Origin of the sequence: Thermoflavimicrobium dichotomicum (assembly GCF_900114055.1) — a bacterium.
Classification (GTDB): Bacteria; Bacillota; Bacilli; order Thermoactinomycetales; family Thermoactinomycetaceae; genus Thermoflavimicrobium; species Thermoflavimicrobium dichotomicum.
The window spans coordinates 80,524-101,211 of record NZ_FORR01000005.1; the positions used below are offsets into that span (position 1 = coordinate 80,524).

General features: G+C 39.2%; 20 protein-coding genes. 16 read left to right on the plus strand and 4 right to left on the minus strand.

Annotated features, from left to right (window positions below):
- The first annotated feature begins 56 nt into the window (after positions 1 to 56).
- The gene (locus tag BMZ78_RS07145) at positions 57 to 1,406 is read left to right on the plus strand and encodes a sigma-54 interaction domain-containing protein (protein WP_093229144.1); all 1,350 of its coding nucleotides are present in this window, start codon (positions 57 to 59) and stop codon (positions 1,404 to 1,406) included.
- 305 nt (positions 1,407 to 1,711) lie between these two features.
- Here the strand turns inward: BMZ78_RS07145 and BMZ78_RS07150 are convergent, their stop codons facing one another.
- A complete protein-coding gene (locus tag BMZ78_RS07150; RefSeq protein WP_093229145.1) occupies positions 1,712 to 3,004 on the minus strand; it encodes an MFS transporter in 1,293 nt (430 codons plus the stop codon).
- A gap of 228 nt (positions 3,005 to 3,232) precedes the next feature.
- Between BMZ78_RS07150 and BMZ78_RS07155 the strand changes: the two genes are divergently transcribed.
- The 5 genes from BMZ78_RS07155 to BMZ78_RS07175 all read left to right on the plus strand — a co-directional run bounded on the left by BMZ78_RS07155 (position 3,233) and on the right by BMZ78_RS07175 (position 8,702).
- Complete coding sequence (locus tag BMZ78_RS07155; RefSeq protein ID WP_093229147.1) at positions 3,233 to 3,997, plus strand: SDR family NAD(P)-dependent oxidoreductase; 765 nt, start codon at positions 3,233 to 3,235, stop codon at positions 3,995 to 3,997.
- 21 nt (positions 3,998 to 4,018) lie between these two features.
- Positions 4,019 to 5,623 carry a class I adenylate-forming enzyme family protein gene (locus tag BMZ78_RS07160; RefSeq protein WP_093229148.1) on the plus strand — a complete coding sequence of 535 codons (1,605 nt, stop codon included), beginning with the start codon at positions 4,019 to 4,021 and terminating at the stop codon, positions 5,621 to 5,623.
- Between the two features lie 350 nt (positions 5,624 to 5,973).
- The gene (locus BMZ78_RS07165) at positions 5,974 to 6,306 is read left to right on the plus strand and encodes a hypothetical protein (RefSeq protein WP_093229150.1); all 333 of its coding nucleotides are present in this window, start codon (positions 5,974 to 5,976) and stop codon (positions 6,304 to 6,306) included.
- Positions 6,307 to 6,655: 349 nt separating this feature from the next.
- The gene (locus BMZ78_RS07170) at positions 6,656 to 7,567 is read left to right on the plus strand and encodes a DMT family transporter (RefSeq protein WP_093229151.1); all 912 of its coding nucleotides are present in this window, start codon (positions 6,656 to 6,658) and stop codon (positions 7,565 to 7,567) included.
- 154 nt (positions 7,568 to 7,721) lie between these two features.
- Entirely contained in the window at positions 7,722 to 8,702 is a 981-nt protein-coding gene (locus BMZ78_RS07175; RefSeq protein ID WP_093229153.1) for an NAD(P)H-quinone oxidoreductase, read from the plus strand.
- 525 nt (positions 8,703 to 9,227) lie between these two features.
- On the opposite strand, the gene BMZ78_RS07180 is transcribed toward BMZ78_RS07175, so the two are convergent.
- Complete coding sequence (locus tag BMZ78_RS07180) at positions 9,228 to 10,115, minus strand: LysR family transcriptional regulator (protein WP_093229299.1); 888 nt, start codon at positions 10,113 to 10,115, stop codon at positions 9,228 to 9,230.
- A 273-nt stretch (positions 10,116 to 10,388) separates the two neighbouring features.
- Between BMZ78_RS07180 and BMZ78_RS19560 the strand changes: the two genes are divergently transcribed.
- The 10 genes from BMZ78_RS19560 to BMZ78_RS07230 all read left to right on the plus strand — a co-directional run bounded on the left by BMZ78_RS19560 (position 10,389) and on the right by BMZ78_RS07230 (position 17,579).
- Complete coding sequence (locus tag BMZ78_RS19560) at positions 10,389 to 10,535, plus strand: excalibur calcium-binding domain-containing protein (RefSeq protein WP_217644998.1); 147 nt, start codon at positions 10,389 to 10,391, stop codon at positions 10,533 to 10,535.
- Positions 10,536 to 10,616: 81 nt separating this feature from the next.
- Complete coding sequence (locus BMZ78_RS07190) at positions 10,617 to 11,462, plus strand: hypothetical protein (RefSeq protein ID WP_093229156.1); 846 nt, start codon at positions 10,617 to 10,619, stop codon at positions 11,460 to 11,462.
- A gap of 18 nt (positions 11,463 to 11,480) precedes the next feature.
- The gene (locus BMZ78_RS07195) at positions 11,481 to 12,176 is read left to right on the plus strand and encodes a poly-gamma-glutamate hydrolase family protein (protein WP_093229157.1); all 696 of its coding nucleotides are present in this window, start codon (positions 11,481 to 11,483) and stop codon (positions 12,174 to 12,176) included.
- 79 nt (positions 12,177 to 12,255) lie between these two features.
- Complete coding sequence (locus tag BMZ78_RS07200) at positions 12,256 to 12,849, plus strand: DUF2087 domain-containing protein (protein WP_093229159.1); 594 nt, start codon at positions 12,256 to 12,258, stop codon at positions 12,847 to 12,849.
- Positions 12,850 to 12,891: 42 nt separating this feature from the next.
- Complete coding sequence (locus BMZ78_RS07205) at positions 12,892 to 13,437, plus strand: GNAT family N-acetyltransferase (protein WP_093229160.1); 546 nt, start codon at positions 12,892 to 12,894, stop codon at positions 13,435 to 13,437.
- 95 nt (positions 13,438 to 13,532) lie between these two features.
- Positions 13,533 to 13,973: a VOC family protein gene (locus BMZ78_RS07210; RefSeq protein WP_093229162.1), complete on the plus strand. Its 441-nt coding sequence runs from the start codon at positions 13,533 to 13,535 to the stop codon at positions 13,971 to 13,973.
- A 224-nt stretch (positions 13,974 to 14,197) separates the two neighbouring features.
- Positions 14,198 to 14,959, plus strand: a complete 762-nt coding sequence (locus BMZ78_RS07215) for a GNAT family N-acetyltransferase (RefSeq protein WP_093229163.1) — start codon at positions 14,198 to 14,200, stop codon at positions 14,957 to 14,959.
- A 14-nt stretch (positions 14,960 to 14,973) separates the two neighbouring features.
- Positions 14,974 to 15,864, plus strand: a complete 891-nt coding sequence (locus BMZ78_RS07220; RefSeq protein ID WP_093229165.1) for a lysophospholipid acyltransferase family protein — start codon at positions 14,974 to 14,976, stop codon at positions 15,862 to 15,864.
- Positions 15,865 to 16,001: 137 nt separating this feature from the next.
- Positions 16,002 to 16,547, plus strand: a complete 546-nt coding sequence (locus tag BMZ78_RS07225) for a flavodoxin family protein (RefSeq protein WP_093229166.1) — start codon at positions 16,002 to 16,004, stop codon at positions 16,545 to 16,547.
- 162 nt (positions 16,548 to 16,709) lie between these two features.
- On the plus strand, positions 16,710 to 17,579 hold the full coding sequence (locus tag BMZ78_RS07230) for a hypothetical protein (RefSeq protein ID WP_093229168.1): 870 nt from the start codon (positions 16,710 to 16,712) through the stop codon (positions 17,577 to 17,579).
- Between the two features lie 28 nt (positions 17,580 to 17,607).
- Here the strand turns inward: BMZ78_RS07230 and BMZ78_RS07235 are convergent, their stop codons facing one another.
- On the minus strand, positions 17,608 to 18,426 hold the full coding sequence (locus BMZ78_RS07235; RefSeq protein ID WP_093229169.1) for a Cof-type HAD-IIB family hydrolase: 819 nt from the start codon (positions 18,424 to 18,426) through the stop codon (positions 17,608 to 17,610).
- A 179-nt stretch (positions 18,427 to 18,605) separates the two neighbouring features.
- Positions 18,606 to 19,424, minus strand: coding sequence for a uroporphyrinogen-III synthase (locus BMZ78_RS07240; RefSeq protein WP_093229171.1), 819 nt, complete (start codon positions 19,422 to 19,424; stop codon positions 18,606 to 18,608).
- Between the last annotated feature and the right edge of the window lie 1,264 nt (positions 19,425 to 20,688).

A 20,688-nucleotide genomic window follows, 5' to 3' on the forward strand; every position in this document is an offset into this window, starting at 1 on the left:
TAATTTTAAGTTATAATAGAATAATAATTCTCCGAACGAACAGGAGGGGAATAAACATGAATCAGTTGTTTGAGTTTATCTTTCAATCAAGTTATGACGGTATTTACGTAGCTGATAAGGATGGAAATGGGTTGATGGTCAATGAAGCCTATACCCGGATTACGGGTGTGAAGCCTGAGGAGCTTTTAAACAAAAATATAAGAGATCTAGTCAATGAAGGAATCATCTCAGAATCCGTGACATTGATGGTTTTGGATAAAAAACGGACTCATACGATCATTCAAAGAGTCAAAGAAAAAGAGGTTCTCGTTACAGGAAATCCGGTTTTTGATGAAAACGGAGAAATTTTGTACGTTGTAACCAATGTGCGGGACATATCCGAGCTTAATCAATTGAAGCTCGAACTGCAGAAAACGAAAGCGCTGTCGAATCAGTATTTATATGAAATTGAGGAATTTAAGAAAAAGGAAAGCGTTCAGATGATGATGGATGGAGTGGTTGCTCACAGTAAAGAAATCATGGATGTCATTCATCTGGCCCAGAAAGTTGCGAGGGTTGATTCGACAGTCTTGATTCACGGCGAATCGGGCGTAGGAAAAGAAGTAATCGTCAATTTGATCCACAAGTATAGTGACCGTGCCCAAGCCCCTCTCATTAAAGTCAACTGTGCAGCCATCCCTCAGCATTTGCTCGAATCTGAACTGTTCGGATATGAAAAAGGAGCCTTTACGGGAGCAGATAGCCGCGGCAAACCCGGTTTGTTTGAGCAGGCCGACGGAGGAACCATCTTCTTGGATGAAATCGGGGATATGCCGTTGGATCTGCAGGCAAAGCTGTTAAGAGTGTTGCAGGAATTTGAAATCAGAAGAGTGGGGGGGAGGAAGAACATCAAAATTGACGTTCGAGTCATTTCCGCTACACATAAGAATTTGGAAATGATGGTGCAAAACGGACAATTCCGTCAGGATTTATTCTACCGATTGAATATTGTTCCGATTAAAATTCCGCCGCTTCGCGAGCGAAAAGCGGATATCGCCCCCCTGGCTTATTATTTTTTAAATAAAATGAATAAGCGCTATGGCTTCAATCGGCGGTTCCATCCCGAAGTTATTTATATGATGGAGCATTATGATTGGCCGGGGAATATCAGAGAGATGGAAAATCTCATCGAAAGGCTTGTTGTGACTGTGGATCATGAAGAAATCCAAGTCAGCGATCTCCCTTTCTCCTTATTGAACCAGGATGTTCGGAAGCCAATCTCTCTCAAGAGCATGGTAGAAGAATTTGAAAGAAAAATAATCAGAGATTATCTGGCTAAGTATAAAACCACACGTAAAACGGCCAAAATCTTAGGGATCAGCCAATCTGCCTTGGTCAAGAAAATGCATCGCATAGGTTTGAAATGAAAGCGATTACAAATTTCATCAACGATTCCTTTTTGAATCAATATGAGAAAGTAGTGGAACCTTACAATTTAAGGGGAAACAACGATGGTATGTTTTTAAACTGATTCTTTTTGGAATCAGCCTGGTAAAAGATAACCGAAAAATTGATGAGATCATGCTGAATATGCGAGTTTGAAAAGAAAAACTTAATTGGCTATAAAGAAGAAAGGGACTAAGTCTCAAAGTATCATATACTCTAAGGTTAGCCCCTTTTTAATTACCGGTGATAAGACTGTTGGCGTTTTCGCCTTTTTTCTTTATATAGACTATTCAGAGGTTTCGATTTGTTTTTCTTTCAGGATGAAGGAACAGAGAGCAGCAACCGCTGAACCTAGAGCAAAGAATAAAAATACCATGCTAAAATCCTGTGCTCCATTAGGCCCTGTTTGAACTAAATAACCAGCTACCAACGGAGAAACGAAAGACCCCATCTGCCCCAGTCCGTTGGCTAAACCTGTGGCACTTCCAACGATTTCCTTTGGATACCGTTTTTGCACAAATGCATAGATCGAGCCGAAGTTAAGGTTGATAAAAAATCCGGCAAGCAGTAACAGCATGAGAAGAAGGCCATTGTTACCTTTTTCAACGACTCCGAGGAACCATAGCACCGGTATTCCTCCCAAGTAAGCGATTAATGCAACCGGTTTCATTCTTCCGAATACTTTGTCCATCAGCCATCCGCCCAACATCATAGCGAAGAAAGCGACAATATAGGGTGCGGATGCAAAAAAGCCCATCTGTTTAATATCCATTCCGTGCTGCTTGACAAGAAAAGTAGTTAGCCAGGTTGTAATTCCCCAATAGACCATCAGCTGGCTGAACAAAGCTATAACATAAACGTAGAAGTAACCGTCTTTCAGGAAAATACCGTAGTTTTTCTTCTTTTTAGGTTCCTCTTCTTTTGCCGTGCTTGCTTGGTTAATCAAATGATATTCTTCCTCGCTGATTCTTCCCTTATTTAATGCCTCTTTCGGCGAATCGAACACAAAATACCACAACGCCCAGATAGCGATAATTCCTGGTATCGCTAAGAAGTAAAATACCGGCCTCCATTCGCCACTGAAGACGTAAGCCGATAAAGAAGTAATCAAGACGGGGACAATGGCCGGCGCAATCGCCCACGAAGTGGTGAAGAAGGAAGTTGCTCTGCCTCTTTCTTGTATAGGAAACCAATGGTTAATGGTCCGGCAGGCAGGCGCAAAATGATGGCCTTCTCCCAATCCTAAACCGATACGAAGGGCGATAAATTGCCCGAAACTTCGAATCGCACCGGTCAGGGCTGTAACCGCTGTAAATACAATAATGGCTATGCCCATGATTTTTTTCGATCCAAACTTATCAGCCAGAAAACCCGCTGTGACCTGGGCCAAGGCGTAAGCAAAGAAGAAAACTGAGGCGAGTTGTCCGATTTCCACCGGCGTTAAATTCAGATCTCTCTGTATATACGGAAGAAACGTCAATACGGAAATTCTGTCAAAATAATTGACAATGTAGAGCAACCAGAGAACCAATAAAACGATATGCCTATACCCCCAAACTTTTTTAGCTGCATTACCCATGCAATGATCCCTCCTAAAATTTTTAAATTCGATTGTTTTCCAATAAAAATATTTGCAAATATTGTGCCAAACATCAAAAACTTATAAATATTAATACTGTTATAGAGTTGTTGGCATGTTTTTTGCTTGAATATGGGGATGAGTAAATCTCAAAGAAAAGATTACGAAGAAATCAGCAAATATCTATAATCAATGAATCGCTTGAAATATCTGGAAAGGAAGACTGATATGAAAATTTCAATTTTCGATTTATCAGGCAAAGTCGCTCTCGTGACCGGCGGGAGCAAGGGAATCGGATTCGGAATGGCCCGTTCCCTGGGGAGGCATGGAGCACAAGTGGTAATTGCCAGTCGGGGTGCGGATGCAGGGAAAGCGGCTGTCGAAAAACTGAATGGAGAGGGCATTAAGGCTTTCTATGTTGCCGCCGATGTGACAAATAAGGAAGAAGTCGACGATTTGGTTGAAACCATCGTCAATCGGTGCGGTTCTCTTGACATCTTGGTCAATAATGCCGGAATGAACATACGGAAGCCGTTGGTCGAAGTCGAAGAAAGCGATTGGGATCAGGTATTGTCCGTCAATTTAAAAGGAATTTTCCTCGTTGGACAAGCGGCGGCTAAACAAATGATGAAGCAAAAGTATGGGAAGATCATCAATATATCATCCATTTTCGGATCGGTCGGGATGGCTTTTCAGACTTCCTATGCGGCAAGCAAGGGCGGAATCAATCAACTGACACGAGTTTGGGCAGACGAATTGGCGCCGTATAACATCACGGTAAACGCCATTGCACCGGGATACATCCGTACGCCCATGACAGCGGGGTGGTTAGATGATGCGGAGAGATATCAAAATATTGTCAATGCTACGATGCAGAAAAGGGTGGGAGAACTGTCTGATTTGGATGGACCCGTGGTTTTCCTCGCCTCAGATGCATCAGCCTATGTAACGGGACAAATCCTTCATGTCGATGGCGGATGGACAGCCAAGTAGCTTTGAAAAGAGGTAATCAACATGAAAATAGTTTATGAAACCCATTTTAACCGGCAAGTGAAAGTATATAAAAATAGGCCGAAAAATCTTACGGACATGCTGCGGCAGTCTGTTGAATCCTATCCTCAGCGGGAAGCACTGGTCATGAACGGCCGGCGTATCACCTATCTCCAGTTGTGGGAAAAGGCGGAAAGGATGGCGGGAAATCTATATGTTTTCTATGGGGTTCGAAAAGGAGACCGGATTGCTCTCCTCTTGAGCAATAGCCTGGAATTTGTTTATGCGATCTTTGCCTGCGCCAGGCTCGGGGCGATTGCCGTAACGCTCAATACCCGGCTGAAAGAGGATGAACTTTCCTATATGCTAAACCACTCAGGTGCAAAAGTGTTGATTACAGATGAAGAGAATGTTGCAAAAATCGATCACCTGAGGAAGGAATTGGCTCTTCCTGGCATCAGCCATTTCTTCCTGACAGCAGGGGAGACCACATTAAACCAAGATTATTTACCATTTGAAATTTTGGAACAGAAGGCTCTGGCTCCCGATACGGAGGTATCCGAAGACGATGCCTTGTTCATTATGTATACATCGGGTACGACAGGCCTTCCCAAAGGGGCGATAGGCAGTCATCTAGGCGCCATCCACAGTGCCATGAACTATGAGATGGTGCTGAAGACAACTCATCAAACCAAGACGCTTATTGCTGTTCCGCTCTTTCACGTGACCGGGTTGATCGGTCAGCTGCTTCATATGATAAGAGTCGGCGGAACATCGGTGATCATGAAAAGATTTAAAAGTGAACTGTTTATCCGCTTAATATCCGAAGAGAACATTACCTTCTTGTTTAATGTTCCTGCTATTTACGTCATGATGTTAGCGCATCCCGATTTTCCTAAGTATAACTATCATTCCGTCAACTGTATTGCCTACGGTGGGGCACCGATGTCTGAGGATACGATTTCAGCGTTACAAAAGGCTTTTCCTGGCGTTTATCTTCATAATGCTTATGGGGCTACTGAAACGTCTTCTCCGGCTACGCTGATGCCTCAAGTCTATGCCAAAAGCAAAATGCACTCCGTCGGGCTACCCGTTCCCGTAGCCGATGTCAAAGTGGTGGATAGTGAAGGAAACCCTTGTCGGATCGGAGAAGTGGGAGAACTTCTCATTAAGGGGCCGATGGTGGTGGAAGGTTACTGGGATAATGAAGAGGCAAATCGAAAATCGTTTATCGATGGCTATTGGCGTTCCGGAGATATGGCAAAAATGGATGAAGATGGATTTGTCTATATCATGGATCGGATGAAAGATATGATCAACCGCGGGGGAGAAAAAATATTTTCTGTAGAAGTAGAAAATGTTTTATATAATCACCCTAAAGTTCTAGAGGCAGCGGTTGTAGGAGCTCCTCATGACATTTATGGAGAAGTGGTGGCGGCCTTTATCGTGCCGAAAGCTGGTGCCGTGGTGAACGAGGAAGAGATTAGGGGATTCGTGGCAGAACGATTGGCCGACTATAAAGTTCCTGCCTACGTAGAATTCATTTCTGAATTACCCCGGAACCCTGGTGGAAAAGTCATAAAAACAAAACTGAAAGAACTGTGGTCTAAATCGGGTTCAAACAGGTGAAATCCATGACTGACCCTATTTTGTCAGAAGTCAAGAATCAAATAGGTTACCTTATAACCGCCCGGAGAAATTGAATTCCCTATCGCTAAACTTCAGCCTGTCGACAAAGTATCCGTTATATGCTGGTTTTCCTTTTCCATTTCGCTCCCGCTCAATAAAAACGAGCAAGAAGGCGATCAACTGGAAGAGGAAAACCAGGTTTGTCGACAGTCTCCGTAGAAAAGATCAGCCATTGAAATTGTGGGCGGTTCGAGATGATTTCCTTCTTTCCTGTATTATGTCGTGAATAGCAAAGGGATTTTTTGTATTTTGTCAAATTTATACAAAAATGGAACAAATAAGGTTAGAAGGTGATTCTCATTCAAAGTTGGTTTCAACGGTCTTTTGCCATCATATTTCTGGTATTGATCCTCTATTTTCTTCTTTTTCCGGTATGGATCATGGCTATGCCTGACTTTCATGTGGAAACCCCAAAAATTGAGCCTGCCCAAGTCGAAACAAAAACCAAAGTGGAGCCTGTGCAAATGAAAGATATAGGGGCATGTTTATGGATAGGAAGTGCCATTTATCTGAATCGGAATGGTATTCGGAGAGGATTGAGTAAGACATGGGGATGGATAATAGACACAGGAACCAGAACGAAAGATAAAATACTACCTGTACGACTGGTTGCGGTTTTGTAACAAAGGTGGATTCGAATAAAGCCTGTTTGACGGTACACAAGGGGCTCCGTCGGAAAGTCTCAAAAACGATCGTTTTTGAAACAAGAAAAAACCACTCTTTTGTAGAGTGGCTCCCTTATTTATATACGCTGAAACCCCTTCAGAAGAAGCACATATGTGATCATAGAGATAGTCAGATTATAAATGCTTTCTCTTATCTTGATGGCGATGTCCTTCTACCCCTATTTAAGGTTGTTCATAATCATAACCAATTAGTTATATACATTATGTAAAATATGTATTTCAGTTATGAATGGATATAAGATATAAGATATATAGGAGCAAAAATAATAAAGAGGTGGCTTATATTATGATTAGAGTTCTGTTAGGGATTATTTCTATTATTCTAATTTGGGGGTATACATGGGTTACAATGAAAATAGCCATTCGTGACATCCCCCCATTTTTATTTGCCTCTTTGCGTTTATTAATAGGGGCGATTGCTTTATTTATCATTCTCAAAGTACAAAGAAAAAGGCTCTCTATAGGTAAAGAGAATTTAAAACCCTATCTGATAATGAGCTTATTAATGCCTTTAGGCTATTTGGGAGTAACGACTTATGGTATGCAATTTGTGGATTCAGGGAAATCTTCTGTTTTGGTGTACACAATGCCTATATTTGTCACCATTATTAGTCATTTTAAATTAAACGAAAAAATTAATATGTATAAAATGATTGGATTGATATTTGGTCTAATCGGCCTTCTATTTATTTTAGGGATAGAATTAATTAATTTTGATAAAAAAGTAGTATTTGGAGAGTTATTATTATTAATTTCGGCTCTTTGTTGGGCATCAGCAAATGTTTATAGCAAACTAAACTTCAAAAATAAAGACATCATTCAAATGAATGCTTGGCAATGTTTTATGGGAGCAATATTTTTATTGATTATCTCTTTAATATTAGAAACCAACCCTTCAATCCAGTGGTCTAATGAAGCAATTTTATCAACATTATTTAATGGTTTATTTTCAACTGCCTTTACATTTGTAGTTTGGTTTTGGGTACTAAATAAAATAGATGCTTCGAAAGCATCTATGGCATTAATGTTTGTTCCTATTTTAGGTCTTATATTCGGATGGCTACAACTTGGGGAGAAGATAACATTTAATATTATTATCGGATCATTTTTTATATGTGCTAGCATTTTTATGATTGCCTATAGGTTTAAAAGCGCTTCTAAAAGCACTTCAATAAAAAAACTACGCGATGTTTCTTGAAAATGTTAGTTACTATTAGATATTACCGATATATAAAATAAATTCCTTATTTAAAATTTCTATCGGAATTGAAGATGGGAAAGAGAAATGGGTGGATATAGTAAAAATAAGAACTAAAAATCGCTTAATTCAAGAATAATAGGGGGATGTTAATATGAAAGGTGTTATTGTAAAAAAAGCAGGTGGTCCAAATCAACTTGAACTTGTTGATCTACCAATTCCCCAACCTGGAGAGGGAGAATTGCTTATAAGAGTTCATGCAGCAGGGGTAAATCGCACAGATATATTAACGCGTGAAGGGAAAATGGGATATGCAACAAATCCTATCTTAGGTGTTGAAATTGCTGGTACAGTGGTCAAAATCAACGGTGAGAGTTCCTTTTCTGTAGGTGATAGGGTAATGGGTCTCGTCAACGGCGGTGGTTATGCCGAGTATGCAGTCATGCCAGCCGATCGGGCTATGAAAATTCCTGAGTCTTTATCGTTTGAAGAAGCGGCCGCCATTCCTGAAGTATTCCTAACCGCTTACCAAACGTTATTTTGGATCGGTAAGCTTCAAAAACAAGAAACCGTCTTAATTCATGCAGGTGCAAGCGGAGTTGGGACAGCAGCTATTCAACTGGCAAAAAAACTTTGCGACGCGGAGATTATCGTTACTGCTGGTTCTAAAAGAAAGCTCGACTTCTGCCAAGAGCTTGGGGCTGATGTTCTTATAAATTACAAGGAGCAGTCATTCGACGAAGAGGTACTAAAAGCCACTAATCGTAGGGGTGTAGACTTGATTTTAGACTTTATCGGTGCTGATTATTGGGAGAAAAACCTCGCAAGTATTAAAGTCGAAGGTCGATGGGTCCTTATTGGTATACTGGGCGGAAGTGAATTGGAAAAGATTAACCTATTTACCTTGATGTCAAAGTGCATCCAATTAACAGGGACATTACTAACCCCAAGAAGTGATGAATACAAAGCTCTTTTAACCCAAGACTTTGCTGAAATCGTAACACCTTATTTAGAACGGGGAGAAATAAGGCCCATTATTGACACGACGTTTCCTATCGAAATGGTAGGAAAAGCTCATACGTATATGGAAGAGAACCGGAATGTTGGAAAAATTATACTTCGAGTTCAGGAGTAACTTTCCAAGGTTCTGGTGCAAAAAGAATCATACAAACAAGCCATTACCGAATCTGAGGCCCGCTGAAAGAAAAATTGACCCGGGGAGGTACAGAAGTACCCTCCGGGTTTTTTGCGGCCGGAGGAAACACAAATTTTCGCGAAACGAAAACCACGACCGGAGGTCATCGCATGGAACATTGGCCAATGTATAAGTGCGCCCTTCGGTAAACTAATTCCCTCGATCCGATCAAGTTGTGATACGGATTTTGACTACTTTCTCGAAGTGAAAAGCGAGCGTGAATAGAGTGAGGGGGCGGAGGCTCGCTGTCAATCGAACCGTGGAATACCGGAGCCGTTCCCGGGGTCTTGCGGGCTTAATCCCCGGGATCACAAGGAAAGTCGAAATGGGAATCCGGGGGGTGGGGGGAGGCCTTCAAAGAAGAAACGCACGGTTTTCCGCGCGTTTCTTCTTAACTTGATTTCCTTCGTTAAAATCCCTCCTCATTTGGGGTATTATTACTTTTTTGTTAATATAATAAATATCTTAAGCAGAAAAAGGCTCAGATTTATGAAATTGATTCATGATGTTAATAAATTCTTTTGTAGCAGGTGTTACTTCATTAAATGAGTGTGCAATTATACCGATCTCACGAGTTATCTTTGGATTAATATCTTTTACGAGTAAATTATGAGACACAGAAGAAAGTGTAAAGTTTGAAGTAATACCTATACCTAAATTATTTTTGACCATAGTAATTAAAGTTTCGACATTTTGGACTGTTAGGTTCTCTTTAAATTCAATATTATTTTTTTGAAACATGTTTGATATAACGGTTTCGTGTCCTCCTTTACAAAAAATAATTTCATTACGATATTTTTCCAGGTCAACAATTTTTTCTTGACTTAATGGATGATTATGAGGAAGTATTGCGACCATATAATCATGGTATAGTATTTCAAATTCATATGGATCAAAGGGAGATATAACGATCCCTATATCAACAGTTCGATCCTTCACCCATTCTTTTATTTGATTTGAGGTTCCTTCTGCTAATTCTATATTAACAAGCGGATATTTCGACCTGAATAATGCGATGGGCTTAGGTAGAATATTTGTTGATGCAGCAGGAAAAGAACCAATCTTAACCTTACCACTTAGAAGATTATTTTCCCGACTAGCAACTTGATATATTTTATTCTCGATAACTTTCATTTGTCTCGCCAATATAAGAATTTCTTTTCCCACTTCAGTGAGTGTTAGTCCATTTTGCTTATCCCTATTAAACAATTTAATTTTCAGGGATTCCTCTAAATTTTTCACTGCTTTACTGACCGCTGGCTGTGAAATAAATAGCTCTTTAGCCGCCTCTGTAATATTCATTTTTTCCGCGGCTTTCAAAAATATTTTAAGGTTATTCATATTTATATTCATATCCAATTGGTTATACCTCCTATCTAAAAAAAGTAATTAAGTTATGAGTATATATAACATATTATTTAAAAAAAAATAAAGGGCAAGGATTTGCAGGCCATATAAAAGCAGACGGAACCCCAAACATTGAAATGACATTGCGTTATGTTAAACCTGGTTAAAGAAGCGGATGCGATGGAAATAATTAGTTGAGATTAATGTTGATTTGCATGTGCAATGGGTTAAAAAGACATCAGGAGGAATAGCACGTGTGCAAGTATACTCCCTGCTCCAGTGAAGAAACCCATAACTGGTGACCTAGATTGTACGGATTTCAAAACACAAAAAGAAGCTCAGCGATTCTTTGAATCCTATCAACCTGGCGATCCATACAAGCTGGATCGAGATCATGACGATATCGCATGCGAGCAGTTACCATAAAGAAAAGTGCATACGGAGGCAAGGCACAGAATGGATCAACATCTTAGTTTTTTTAGATAGGTTTTTTATGGAGGTAGTGATATGAGTTTGAATCTTCAACTGGTAAATTCACCACCAACAACACCAGAAGTAGTTAGAGAGGCAGTACGGTTGTTTGCTCAACCTAGAGAAACATATAATATATACAATATTAGGGCTTTGAGCTCAGGAAATATTTATCATTATGCAACATTTTTTTATGGAAAAGCAGGAACGGTTATTTCTAAGGATATTAAAGGGATCTTAATAGTTAATGCTAATGGGATGGTACCATCTTTTTACGAAAGTATAGAGCCTATGAGTTTAATCTTTAATGCAGATGGAAGAATTAATGTGATTTTAACAAAGTGCCACAAACTAACCCAAAGACCCATGTGGAAATGGAATAAAATAAATCAACTGCTAGATAAACTCCACCCATACATAACAAAATCGGCGAATCATGAACTGCTACATTTATATACCCTATACAAACAAATTCCAGATACGATGTTTCGCACCCAAAATGAGTTAAACGAAATCGTTGAAAAAGGGAAGCGGCTATTGGCTGAATTGAGCACAGACTATCTCGTGACAGAAGATTTCGAGCATAGAGTCCGCCAAGTGTACAATCGCATGATGTATTGTATTGCGGATCAGTTAAAAATACAGACGGAAACCTATCAAGAACGGCAACGCTTTTTTCAGATACTTCGAAAATCGATTCCTTATTTTGACCTGTTGGGAAAATGGCATTACTATTATTTAAGGCTGCATGATTTGGAAATGAAGGTAACGGATCGCATTCGAAACGAACATGAACGTTTTATGGCTGACATCACCAATGAAAAAGCCAATCAGCGTCAATTTGAAGAAGCTTTACGATGCCTTCGTAACCCGAAAGAGTAATGAGGTGAGACCTTATTCATGCCTGATGTTTATCGTAGCATGACAGAGCTCTATCAGCATGAAACAGAAGGAGTCAATTATACGAAAGAATGGAAAAGACATAAAAAAAGTACATATTCAGATCCTGGATTTGAAACAGTGATTATTGCTCCGCATGGGGGATCGATTGAAATAGGAACGACAGAATTGGCTTTGGCTACAGCAGGCTATACAAGTGATTTCAATGGCACAACGGAAACAGCCGAAGTGTATGACTACTTCATTTTTAATGGTCTTAATCAAAGAGGAGAAAATCAGAGACTTCATGTAACCAGTACGCGTTATGATGATCCCATTGCATTGGAGCTAATCGAAAATTCGATGCGTACACTGGCTTATCATGGCTGCAGAGATTTACAGCCAACCGGTGGTTATGATGGTTACCAAGCGTGCTTGATAGGGGGACGGGATATCGATTTGATGGAAAAAATAAGAAGACATTTGGCAGAAGAAGGATTTCATGCGTGGATCACCCGAGATAAAAGGCTCAGAGGGCATTCGTCGAAAAATTTAATTAATCGCAATAAACAGGCCAAAGGCGTTCAGTTAGAATTAACAACTTCGTTACGTTGGTCGTTTTTTGCCAACCATACCAGAAGTCAGCGCAGAAAAACAACGACACCGGACTTTTGGAAGTTTGTCAATGCAGTAAGAAGAGCATTGAGTGCAACATAAACCAAAATGGATTGACTCAGACCATCTAATTAGATTATTATCTAATTAGATGGTTATCAAATTTAAAGGAGAAATGGTTTTGCAACTGAGTCGCATTGTTCAGTTTCATAAGGTGTTAGCTGATCCAACTCGTATTCGAATTTTGAGAATATTGGCCAATGGCCCTTTGCATGGTCAGGCTCTGGCTGGAAAGTTGGGGTTAACTCCGCCAACCATTACCCATCATGTGACCAAACTGCGAGAAGCAGGATTGGTGTATGAACGACGATATAAGAATACGATTTATTTTCATTTGAACGATCAAGCATTGAGAAGAGATGCTCAAGCGATTATTGATTTGGTCCTGAAAGACCAAGAACCATTAGAGCGGAGTGAAGAAACCATGGAATCAGATCGTGAAAGACTGGCTGTGATTCAAAACTTTTTCACCGCTGACGGAAAACTCAAGCAAATTCCAGTGAAGCTTAAGAAGAAATTGATGGTGCTGGAATATTTGGTCCGGGATCTAAAAGTCGGAAAAAAATATACAGAACAGGAAATCAACGAGTACATCAAGCAGTTTCATGAGGATTATGCTACCATCCGTCGTGAATTAGTCGTTCACAACTTTATGTACCGAGATAAAGGAATTTATGAATTAAATCCACCTGATCTTTGGAATACGAGTAAATAGGTGATCTCCTACTTTTTACAAATATCTTTAAGGATGATATGAATGCAACTGATACCTGACTATTGGGAAACAAGACGATTATATATAAGAGATGCCATCATGGATCAAGATTTGGAATATTTACAGTCTCTTTACGACAAAAGTGCCTATATCGGAAAATGGGATAACCATCGGAGAAATGTAGAAGATCAGTATATATTTCGATGTTTGACAGAGGGAGATTTGCCGCCGAATGGGCGAAAGGAACTATTTAAAGTACAACCCATTTTTCACAAAGAGTCGAATGAAATGATGGGTCTTATTTTTTTGTATCATGGGTATCCATCGCCTGATATTTTGTGGATTGCTTTCTTTTTTATCAGTCAGGAATATCAGGCACAGAAGTATGGTCAAGAGGTCATTCAACAATTATTTCATGGTGCTAGAGGTGCGAACTATACAAAAGTTCGTCTAGGTGTAGCTTTAAAGAATTGGCCTGCCCTTCGATTTTGGACTCGACTCGGGTTTAATCGGATTATTGGCGTTTTCGGGGATCCCATCCACAGTGAGTATACTTTTTCAAGTGTTGTTTTGGAAGCAAGTTTATAAAGTTTGGTTGCAGGATGGATGGCTCTTTTGTCGTTTTTCAACTTCGTATAATTTGTTTTTTCATGTTTCACCCTATGTTAAAAGGAGGTTGAAACATGATTCGAAGCTTGTCGCATGTTTGTATTGTAGTCAGGGACTATGATGAAGCATTGCAATGGTATACGGAAAAACTGGGGCTTACGATCAAAGTGAATGAATCTAATGGTTCTGGTTTTCGGTGGGTTACCGTCTCTCCAAAAGGACAGGAAAATGTCGAAATCGTCTTATATCAAACATCACCGGATGAAAAAGATCCTGCATTGAAACAGGTGGGGATGACTTCGGGTTGGGTCTTTGATACGGACAACTGCAAACAAACCGTGGAAGAACTCCGACAAAAAGGGGTACAGATTTTGATGGAGCCAAATTATGCACCTTGGGGAACACAGGCTGTTTTTACTGATTTATACGGAAACAAGTTTGTTTTGGTGGAACCCCGTACTTTTACGCAACAAGAATTGGATGAATTTGAAAATTGGGACCCAACTGAAAGGTAACCTCCTATTGTATCAAAGTGTCTATTCCATTTGGGGTAATTCCTGGTTTTGAGGCTTGAAAATAGGCTTGTAAGAAAAAGAGAGCGGATGTTCCATATGACACAATGGGATAGCTGCTCTCTTTTTCTTTAACAAATTTTTTATTGGCTTTAATAATCAATTCATAAAAATAAAACATTGATTTGTTAGGATAATGAGAGCAGTGAATAGAAAGAGGGGAGTATATGGCAACGCTTGAAAAGAAAGAGTCTTTACTAGTAAAGATAGCCGAAACAAAGCATGAACTGGAGCAAACATTCCGCCTTCGTTACCAAGTGTTTGTGGAAGAAGCGAATAACAGGCATTTGCAAAATGAAAAAGGGATCGAACAAGATGTATATGATGACGATTGTGATCATTTGATTGTATTGGATCAGGAAACGAATCAAGTGATAGGAACCTATCGTTTATTACCCGGAGAACGGGCAGTGATTGGTAAAGGATTTTATTCTGAAACAGAATTTGATTTATCCCATTTTTCTGTCAATAAGACTTTATGTTTGGAAGTGGGGCGAAGTTGTGTAGCACCAGAACATCGGAATGGAAGAGTGATTCAGTTATTGTGGGCAGGGATTGCAGATTATATTAAACGCTCAGGACATCAATATCTGATCGGGTGTGTCAGTATGGAGGGGAAATGCAAAGAAAATATCAATGAAATCTACAGTATCTTAAAAGATGAAAACATGATTACAGACGACTTTCAAGTCCGGCCCCAGAATACTCACCGCATGGAACAGCTTCATTATTTGCAGATCGATCACAAGTTGAAAAAACAGTGGCAGAAAAAACTTCCGCCATTAATTAAAGGATACCAGTGGCTGGGAGCAAAACTGGCTGGGCAACCAGCGTTTGACCCTGTCTTTCAAACGATTGATTTCTTTGTAGTATTGGAAACTGCAAAGATCACCAAGCGATATCAGCGACGTTTTCTGTCCACAAACTAAGGAGCGATTCATAGATGTATAGTTGGATTGGCAAGCTTACGGCTCATGAACGCATATGTAAAACACTGGCTCGTATATTTGAACTGCTTCCCAAATCGGTTTCTCTGTTTTTTTTAACTGCACTTGCTCATCTCTTTTATTTTTGTATACCATCGTTAAGAAAACAAATTCAGAGGAACATGAAGGATATTTTATCAGATAAGTCTGAAAAAGAAATACATCAAGAGTGTAGACGCTATTATGTTCACTTATTCGTGATTTTATCTGAGATATTTTTTCATACCCTTCAGGATAAGCAGTTAGAAAGATTTGAAGTAAAAGGTGAAGGATATTTACGTCAAGCGTTACAGGAAGGAAAAGGAGCGATTGTTTATACATTGCACTTGGGCAATTTCTTTTACTACTATTGGTATCTGTCTCGTCGATATCCATGCTTGACAGTAGTAACTGCGGGCAGTCCGGAATTGCGTCCGATCTATTTGCTATTTCAAGAGATGGGATGTAAAGGGCTTGATTATGATCATACACCACCACTCGCTCTTTTAAGGGAACTGAGAGATCACTTGCAAAATAATGGGGTTGTGTTTTTGCTCGGCGACTTTTGGAGACCCAACTTCCCCAAAGCGCATTTTTTTGATCGAATTACTCGCACTCCACAGGGAACAGCTGTTTTAGCCATCGAGCAACAAGTACCTGTCATTCCTTTTTATGGTTATAGAAAACAAGGTTATCAGCATGAACTGGTTTTTCATCCGTCACTCTATCTACATGAGAAATATGACAAAAAGCAACGAGAAGAAGCGACCAATGAGCTGAATCGGATCCTGGAAAGGATCATCAAAGAACAGCCCAGTTCTTGGTTTTATTGGTTTAATGTCGATGAGCGTTGGGAGAAAGAGCCGTGATGGGCTGGGTCTTAGCAGGAGAAGTATGAAATAAGAAGTTGCCAAGCGAAGAGTATATATGATAAAAAAGGAAATATGGCGATTGCAATCAGATATGATCGATGTTCAAAACGTTTGATTAAAAAGGGGTTAAACCGATGAAGTTGATTGCCATCTATGGAAGTTCCCGTGAAAAAGGAAATTCTGAACTGCTAACAGAGCAGGTACTGAAAGAGATCCCAGCAGAGCGAATCTATCTGCGGGAAAAAAATATACTTCCGATCGTGGACAAAAGACATGAAGCGGAAGGTTTTAGTCCTGTCGATGATGATTATCATGAAGTCATTACCCGAGTAATGGAACATGATGTCATTATTTTTGCTACTCCATTATATTGGTACGGCATGTCAGGAATCATGAAAAATTTTATTGACCGATGGTCTCATAGTTTGCGAGATGATCGTTACAATTTTAAGGAAAAGATGCAAGGGAAGAAAGCATACGTGATCATTGCAGGAGGAGAACAAGCTCGAATCAAGGGATTACCCCTGGTCCAACAGTTCCAGTATATTTTCGATTTTATGTCGATGCATTTTGCTGGATATATGATTGGTCAAGGAAATAAGCCCGGAGATGTTCTCCAGGATGACCGTGCAATGTCAGATGCACAATATTTGAATCAGCAGTTAAAAAGCATGATATAATCAAGATCATGTGAGAAAAGATCCCGAATGGTTTTGGGATCTTTTTATTTTTGGGATCTAAATTGATAATAGTTATATTTTTTTAATAATTATTTATATGTTAATATAGAGTCAGAGAATTTCATGCTTGAAACAAAAGTGATCAAAAGGAGATAATCGAATGTGGGAAGTATCCTCTTTGTCTATAAATTAAATTGGGATAGTGTTGCACAATGGGTTGGAGCGATCGGGCAGTGCTTGGGAGCTTATTTTACTTTTTGGGCTGCCAAAGTGGCATTGCAGGTGGCAAAAGAAACAAAAGATTTACAAAAAGAAATGTTTGAAAGGCAATTAGAGGAACAGCGTCACATGCAATCTACAGAGATTAAAATTCGTTTGGCATCTGGTTCAGCAGGGCAAGACAAACGTGACAACCCCATCATTATTCATTTAAGTAACCCAAAAACGTTTCCTGTTACGGTAGAAAAGGTCGATGTACAACTTACTTTAATTTCACCCAAAGAAGTGCTTTATGTGATGTTAAATGATATACCTTCTCCTTACACCAATCTCAACGAAATAATACTCCCCAAGCGTTTGGAAACAGGGGATTATTTAACGATCCGTCTAGTTGACTTAAAACATCTGATTACAGGAATAAAGAAAACCGACCATGACTATGTTGTAAGAACGGAATGGATTGAAGAGGAACCGGAATCATGGGAGGATCTATTGAAAATCAAAATCCGTGTTCAAGATTCTCTGGGAAGATTTCATGAATCGTCGTTCTACTATACTTATTATGATCCTGAGCTATTCCCGCAATCTCTTATGCGCTGGCGTATTCGCGGAAACATATACTATGAAAACAGAAGAAAGAAGTATGAGGAATGGCGGCAAAAGAAGTATAGTGAGATCGAGGAACAGATTGAAAACCTCTTTGAAGATGGTGTCTCCAAAGAAGAATTCATTCATTTAATAGAAAAGATTTTGGAAGAAAATCAATCCAAAGAAGAAATAAAAAGTCTAATCGAAAAGTGGTATAAAGGCTAAGCATACGAAGATTATAAAAAACCACATGTCATTCGGCATGTGGTTTATGAATCAGATATTGGTGAATAAAATCGCTGACTCCATCTTCAACATTTGCCTGGACCACGACATTTGCCTGTTCCAATACACTTGGATGAGCATTGGCTACTGCTGCGAATAAACCAACTTGCTCAATCATGGAAAGGTCGTTACAATGATCACCAATGGCAGCAGCTTGTTCGCTGGCAATCTGAAGCTCATTGAGGAGACGAGCGACTGCTTTTCCCTTGGACACTCCTTGAGGCACGATTTCAAAAAAAGTCTCTCCTGTTTGAATGAAGTCCACAGGCCAGTTCATCGTTGATAATTTTTCTGCGATCTGTTTGATTTGATCCGGTTTGGAAATCGCAGCCACTTTCATTATTTCCTGTTTTTTTGGAACTTCTTTGAAAGAAGAAACGAAGTGGGGTTGGAAACCAGTTGCTTGGATCGTAAATGGATTCATTTTCGTAGCATAGATTTTATCTATGGTAAAAATAAAGATATCAGCAACGTCAGAGAACATATGATCCAGTTCTTGAGCGATTTCAATAGATAATGCATATTCCAAACATTTGATTGGAATCATTTCATTTTGTTTCGGATCATATAACATGGCACCGTTGCAAAGAATAACGGGAATACGGATGTTTAATTGTTGAATAATACGCTTTGATTCGTGATAGTTCCGTCCTGATGCAATGGTAAATAATCCACCTAACGCTTGAAATTGTTCAATACTTTTTTGATTCATGCCAGAAATTTGATTATTGTTCAGTAATGTCCCATCCAAATCCGAAACCAGCAGTGAGTAATTTAAGGTTGGCAATAGTGATCCATTCCTTTCGCATTTCTATATAAACATACATTTATATTACCATGACTAAATAAAAGGATTATATAAAAATAGTAAATGTATTTTGCTTTCTGTTTAAGAAATGATCAAAAGAACATCAATAATGTAAAGGCAGGACATAGATGGTGACCTGCCTCCCAAATCGAAAACGCTTATTTGGAATTTGATTGAAAATAATTCGCTAATTCAATAATCATGCTGCCCATTCGTTCTTCTTGGGGAACGATGATTCGTTCAACCCCTTCATTTCGCAAACACTGAGCAGTAAATTTTCCAACGGCTGCAACCACAATGTCTGTTGAAAAAGCATCAAGGAATTGAGATAGAAGTCCTTTTTTCTTGACATAATCAAACAGGAATGGGACAGGGGCACCACTTGTAAAAGTGATGGCATCAATTTTTCTGTTTACGATTTCACTTGATATGGTTTCTAGTATGCTGGTGTCTGGAGGAATTTGCTGGTAGGGAAGAATCTCTAGTATTTGGGCGTCCTTCTGTTTTAGCATCTGTATGAGATTCAAAGATGAATCTCCATACAATTGGATTGCAATACGGTCTCCTGGTGATAGTTGAGGTTCAAGCGGGCGGATCAGACCATCCGTCGTGCCATCTTCATCGCGAACAGTTAGATCCACGCCTAATTTTTTAAGGGCTTGAACGACTTTAATACCACGTCCAGCTACTTTTGCTTGTTTTATTTTCTCTACAAACTGCTTTTCTACGCCCATGTTTCTGGCTGTTTCCAAGAGCTTTTCTACTCCAATGCCTGTTGTAAAGATAAACCAATCATTTTTTTCGTTGACGACACGAGAGATTTGGGACTTGATTTTTTCATCTTCAAAAAAAATGGTTACATTTAAAGAGCGGATCAGAGGAATGCCGCCTTGTTTTTCTACTATCTTACTCATTTCTTCCAATTTTCGTGTGCCTGTTAGTACTATTCGTTTTCCGTCTAACTTTCGTTTGGTCATTGGCGATCCTCCTGATTTGATATTTTCTGAGGAAATGAAATAGGCTCTACTCTTAAAAAGTTTGTTTATATGAATCTTAAATGAAGTAAATCATTCAATCAATGTTATCAATCATCATAAATGATCGCATTTAAAAAGTCCAAGCTAATTTTTTATTGCTTTCCAGATCCTCCAATATTTTGCGATGTTTATTTGGATTTAACAGCTTGGTTTTATCAAGTTTTTTGATCTCTTTCGGACTGAACCATTTATAGGACAAGATATCCTCTTCATTGCTACAAACTTATTTCAAGCAATTATCGAGGCAGTTTGCTATGGAACAGGTTGAGTATTACAAACCCAGGTAGACGAACTAGTAGAGCAAGCAGGAAACGAACAATGGAAGCCAACCAAATTCAATATGAGTTACGAGCATTGATGAATCGAACAATGGATCATGGAATATTCGTCACGGCTGAATCAGAGGACGTGACATTGACGGATAAGACTGAATTCATTTTCAACTACATGCAATACTTCATCCTCTTGGTTCTGTTTAGCTTAATAAGAAGGGTGAATAAATTCTATCTATATCAGTGTCTATAACAAAATCAACTTCTATGTCATTGTCATAAGGAATTTGTTCAAAGTTATGAAGCCTGCAAAATACATTAGGAAGGTCTCTAATTTCGTAAGTGAATTCTTTGGCTTGAAAATATTTATGTTTTAATTGTTGTTTAGAACACTTTCTACCTGTAAGCAGAGCTTTAACAAAAATACCATTCATTTCAATTATCAAGATGATCACGACTGGTTGCTATTCAGTCATATAGCTTATTAGTTTAATCATCTCCAGTTTAACACATATTCTTCCTTCGATTATCTTTCTTGAAGAAATAAAGTAAATTGTTCAATAAGATTTTCCTTTGTCGACTGTTTCTTCATCTAGGATGACAATCCTTACTTGAGCTTCCTCTACCCCGAATATTACCTCGAGTACTAAACGCTTAGAAAAGTTTCTTCCAATCGCAACTTTTTGCTCCGCTTCCTAGCGTAACTGTCACGTCGGTGATACGTCATTTTTTTGTCATGATTAATGATCTCAAGATGTCCTAATCAATTCAGTCGGAGAGAGTGAAAGTATATAGCTCTGTACAAGGAATCGAACAGTCTCACCAGATTGCGGTAGTCGTTCAGTTGATGGTGCAGTCTTAAATTTCGGAAGTATTGTTTACGGCTGATTCGATTACAGGCAGCTGCACAAAAATGACAGGGAATTTCGTCT

What these genes read in the sequence shown, in the direction of transcription:
- BMZ78_RS07145 (WP_093229144.1), top strand. Translation starts at nt 57, where the DNA reads ATGAATCAGTTGTTTGAGTTTATCTTTCAATCAAGTTATGACGGTATT.
- BMZ78_RS07150 (WP_093229145.1), bottom strand. Translation starts at nt 3,004, where the DNA reads ATGGGTAATGCAGCTAAAAAAGTTTGGGGGTATAGGCATATCGTTTTA.
- BMZ78_RS07155 (WP_093229147.1), top strand. Translation starts at nt 3,233, where the DNA reads ATGAAAATTTCAATTTTCGATTTATCAGGCAAAGTCGCTCTCGTGACC.
- BMZ78_RS07160 (WP_093229148.1), top strand. Translation starts at nt 4,019, where the DNA reads ATGAAAATAGTTTATGAAACCCATTTTAACCGGCAAGTGAAAGTATAT.
- BMZ78_RS07170 (WP_093229151.1), top strand. Translation starts at nt 6,656, where the DNA reads ATGATTAGAGTTCTGTTAGGGATTATTTCTATTATTCTAATTTGGGGG.
- BMZ78_RS07175 (WP_093229153.1), top strand. Translation starts at nt 7,722, where the DNA reads ATGAAAGGTGTTATTGTAAAAAAAGCAGGTGGTCCAAATCAACTTGAA.
- BMZ78_RS07180 (WP_093229299.1), bottom strand. Translation starts at nt 10,115, where the DNA reads ATGAATATAAATATGAATAACCTTAAAATATTTTTGAAAGCCGCGGAA.
- BMZ78_RS07190 (WP_093229156.1), top strand. Translation starts at nt 10,617, where the DNA reads ATGAGTTTGAATCTTCAACTGGTAAATTCACCACCAACAACACCAGAA.
- BMZ78_RS07195 (WP_093229157.1), top strand. Translation starts at nt 11,481, where the DNA reads ATGCCTGATGTTTATCGTAGCATGACAGAGCTCTATCAGCATGAAACA.
- BMZ78_RS07205 (WP_093229160.1), top strand. Translation starts at nt 12,892, where the DNA reads ATGCAACTGATACCTGACTATTGGGAAACAAGACGATTATATATAAGA.
- BMZ78_RS07210 (WP_093229162.1), top strand. Translation starts at nt 13,533, where the DNA reads ATGATTCGAAGCTTGTCGCATGTTTGTATTGTAGTCAGGGACTATGAT.
- BMZ78_RS07215 (WP_093229163.1), top strand. Translation starts at nt 14,198, where the DNA reads ATGGCAACGCTTGAAAAGAAAGAGTCTTTACTAGTAAAGATAGCCGAA.
- BMZ78_RS07220 (WP_093229165.1), top strand. Translation starts at nt 14,974, where the DNA reads ATGTATAGTTGGATTGGCAAGCTTACGGCTCATGAACGCATATGTAAA.
- BMZ78_RS07225 (WP_093229166.1), top strand. Translation starts at nt 16,002, where the DNA reads ATGAAGTTGATTGCCATCTATGGAAGTTCCCGTGAAAAAGGAAATTCT.
- BMZ78_RS07240 (WP_093229171.1), bottom strand. Translation starts at nt 19,424, where the DNA reads ATGACCAAACGAAAGTTAGACGGAAAACGAATAGTACTAACAGGCACA.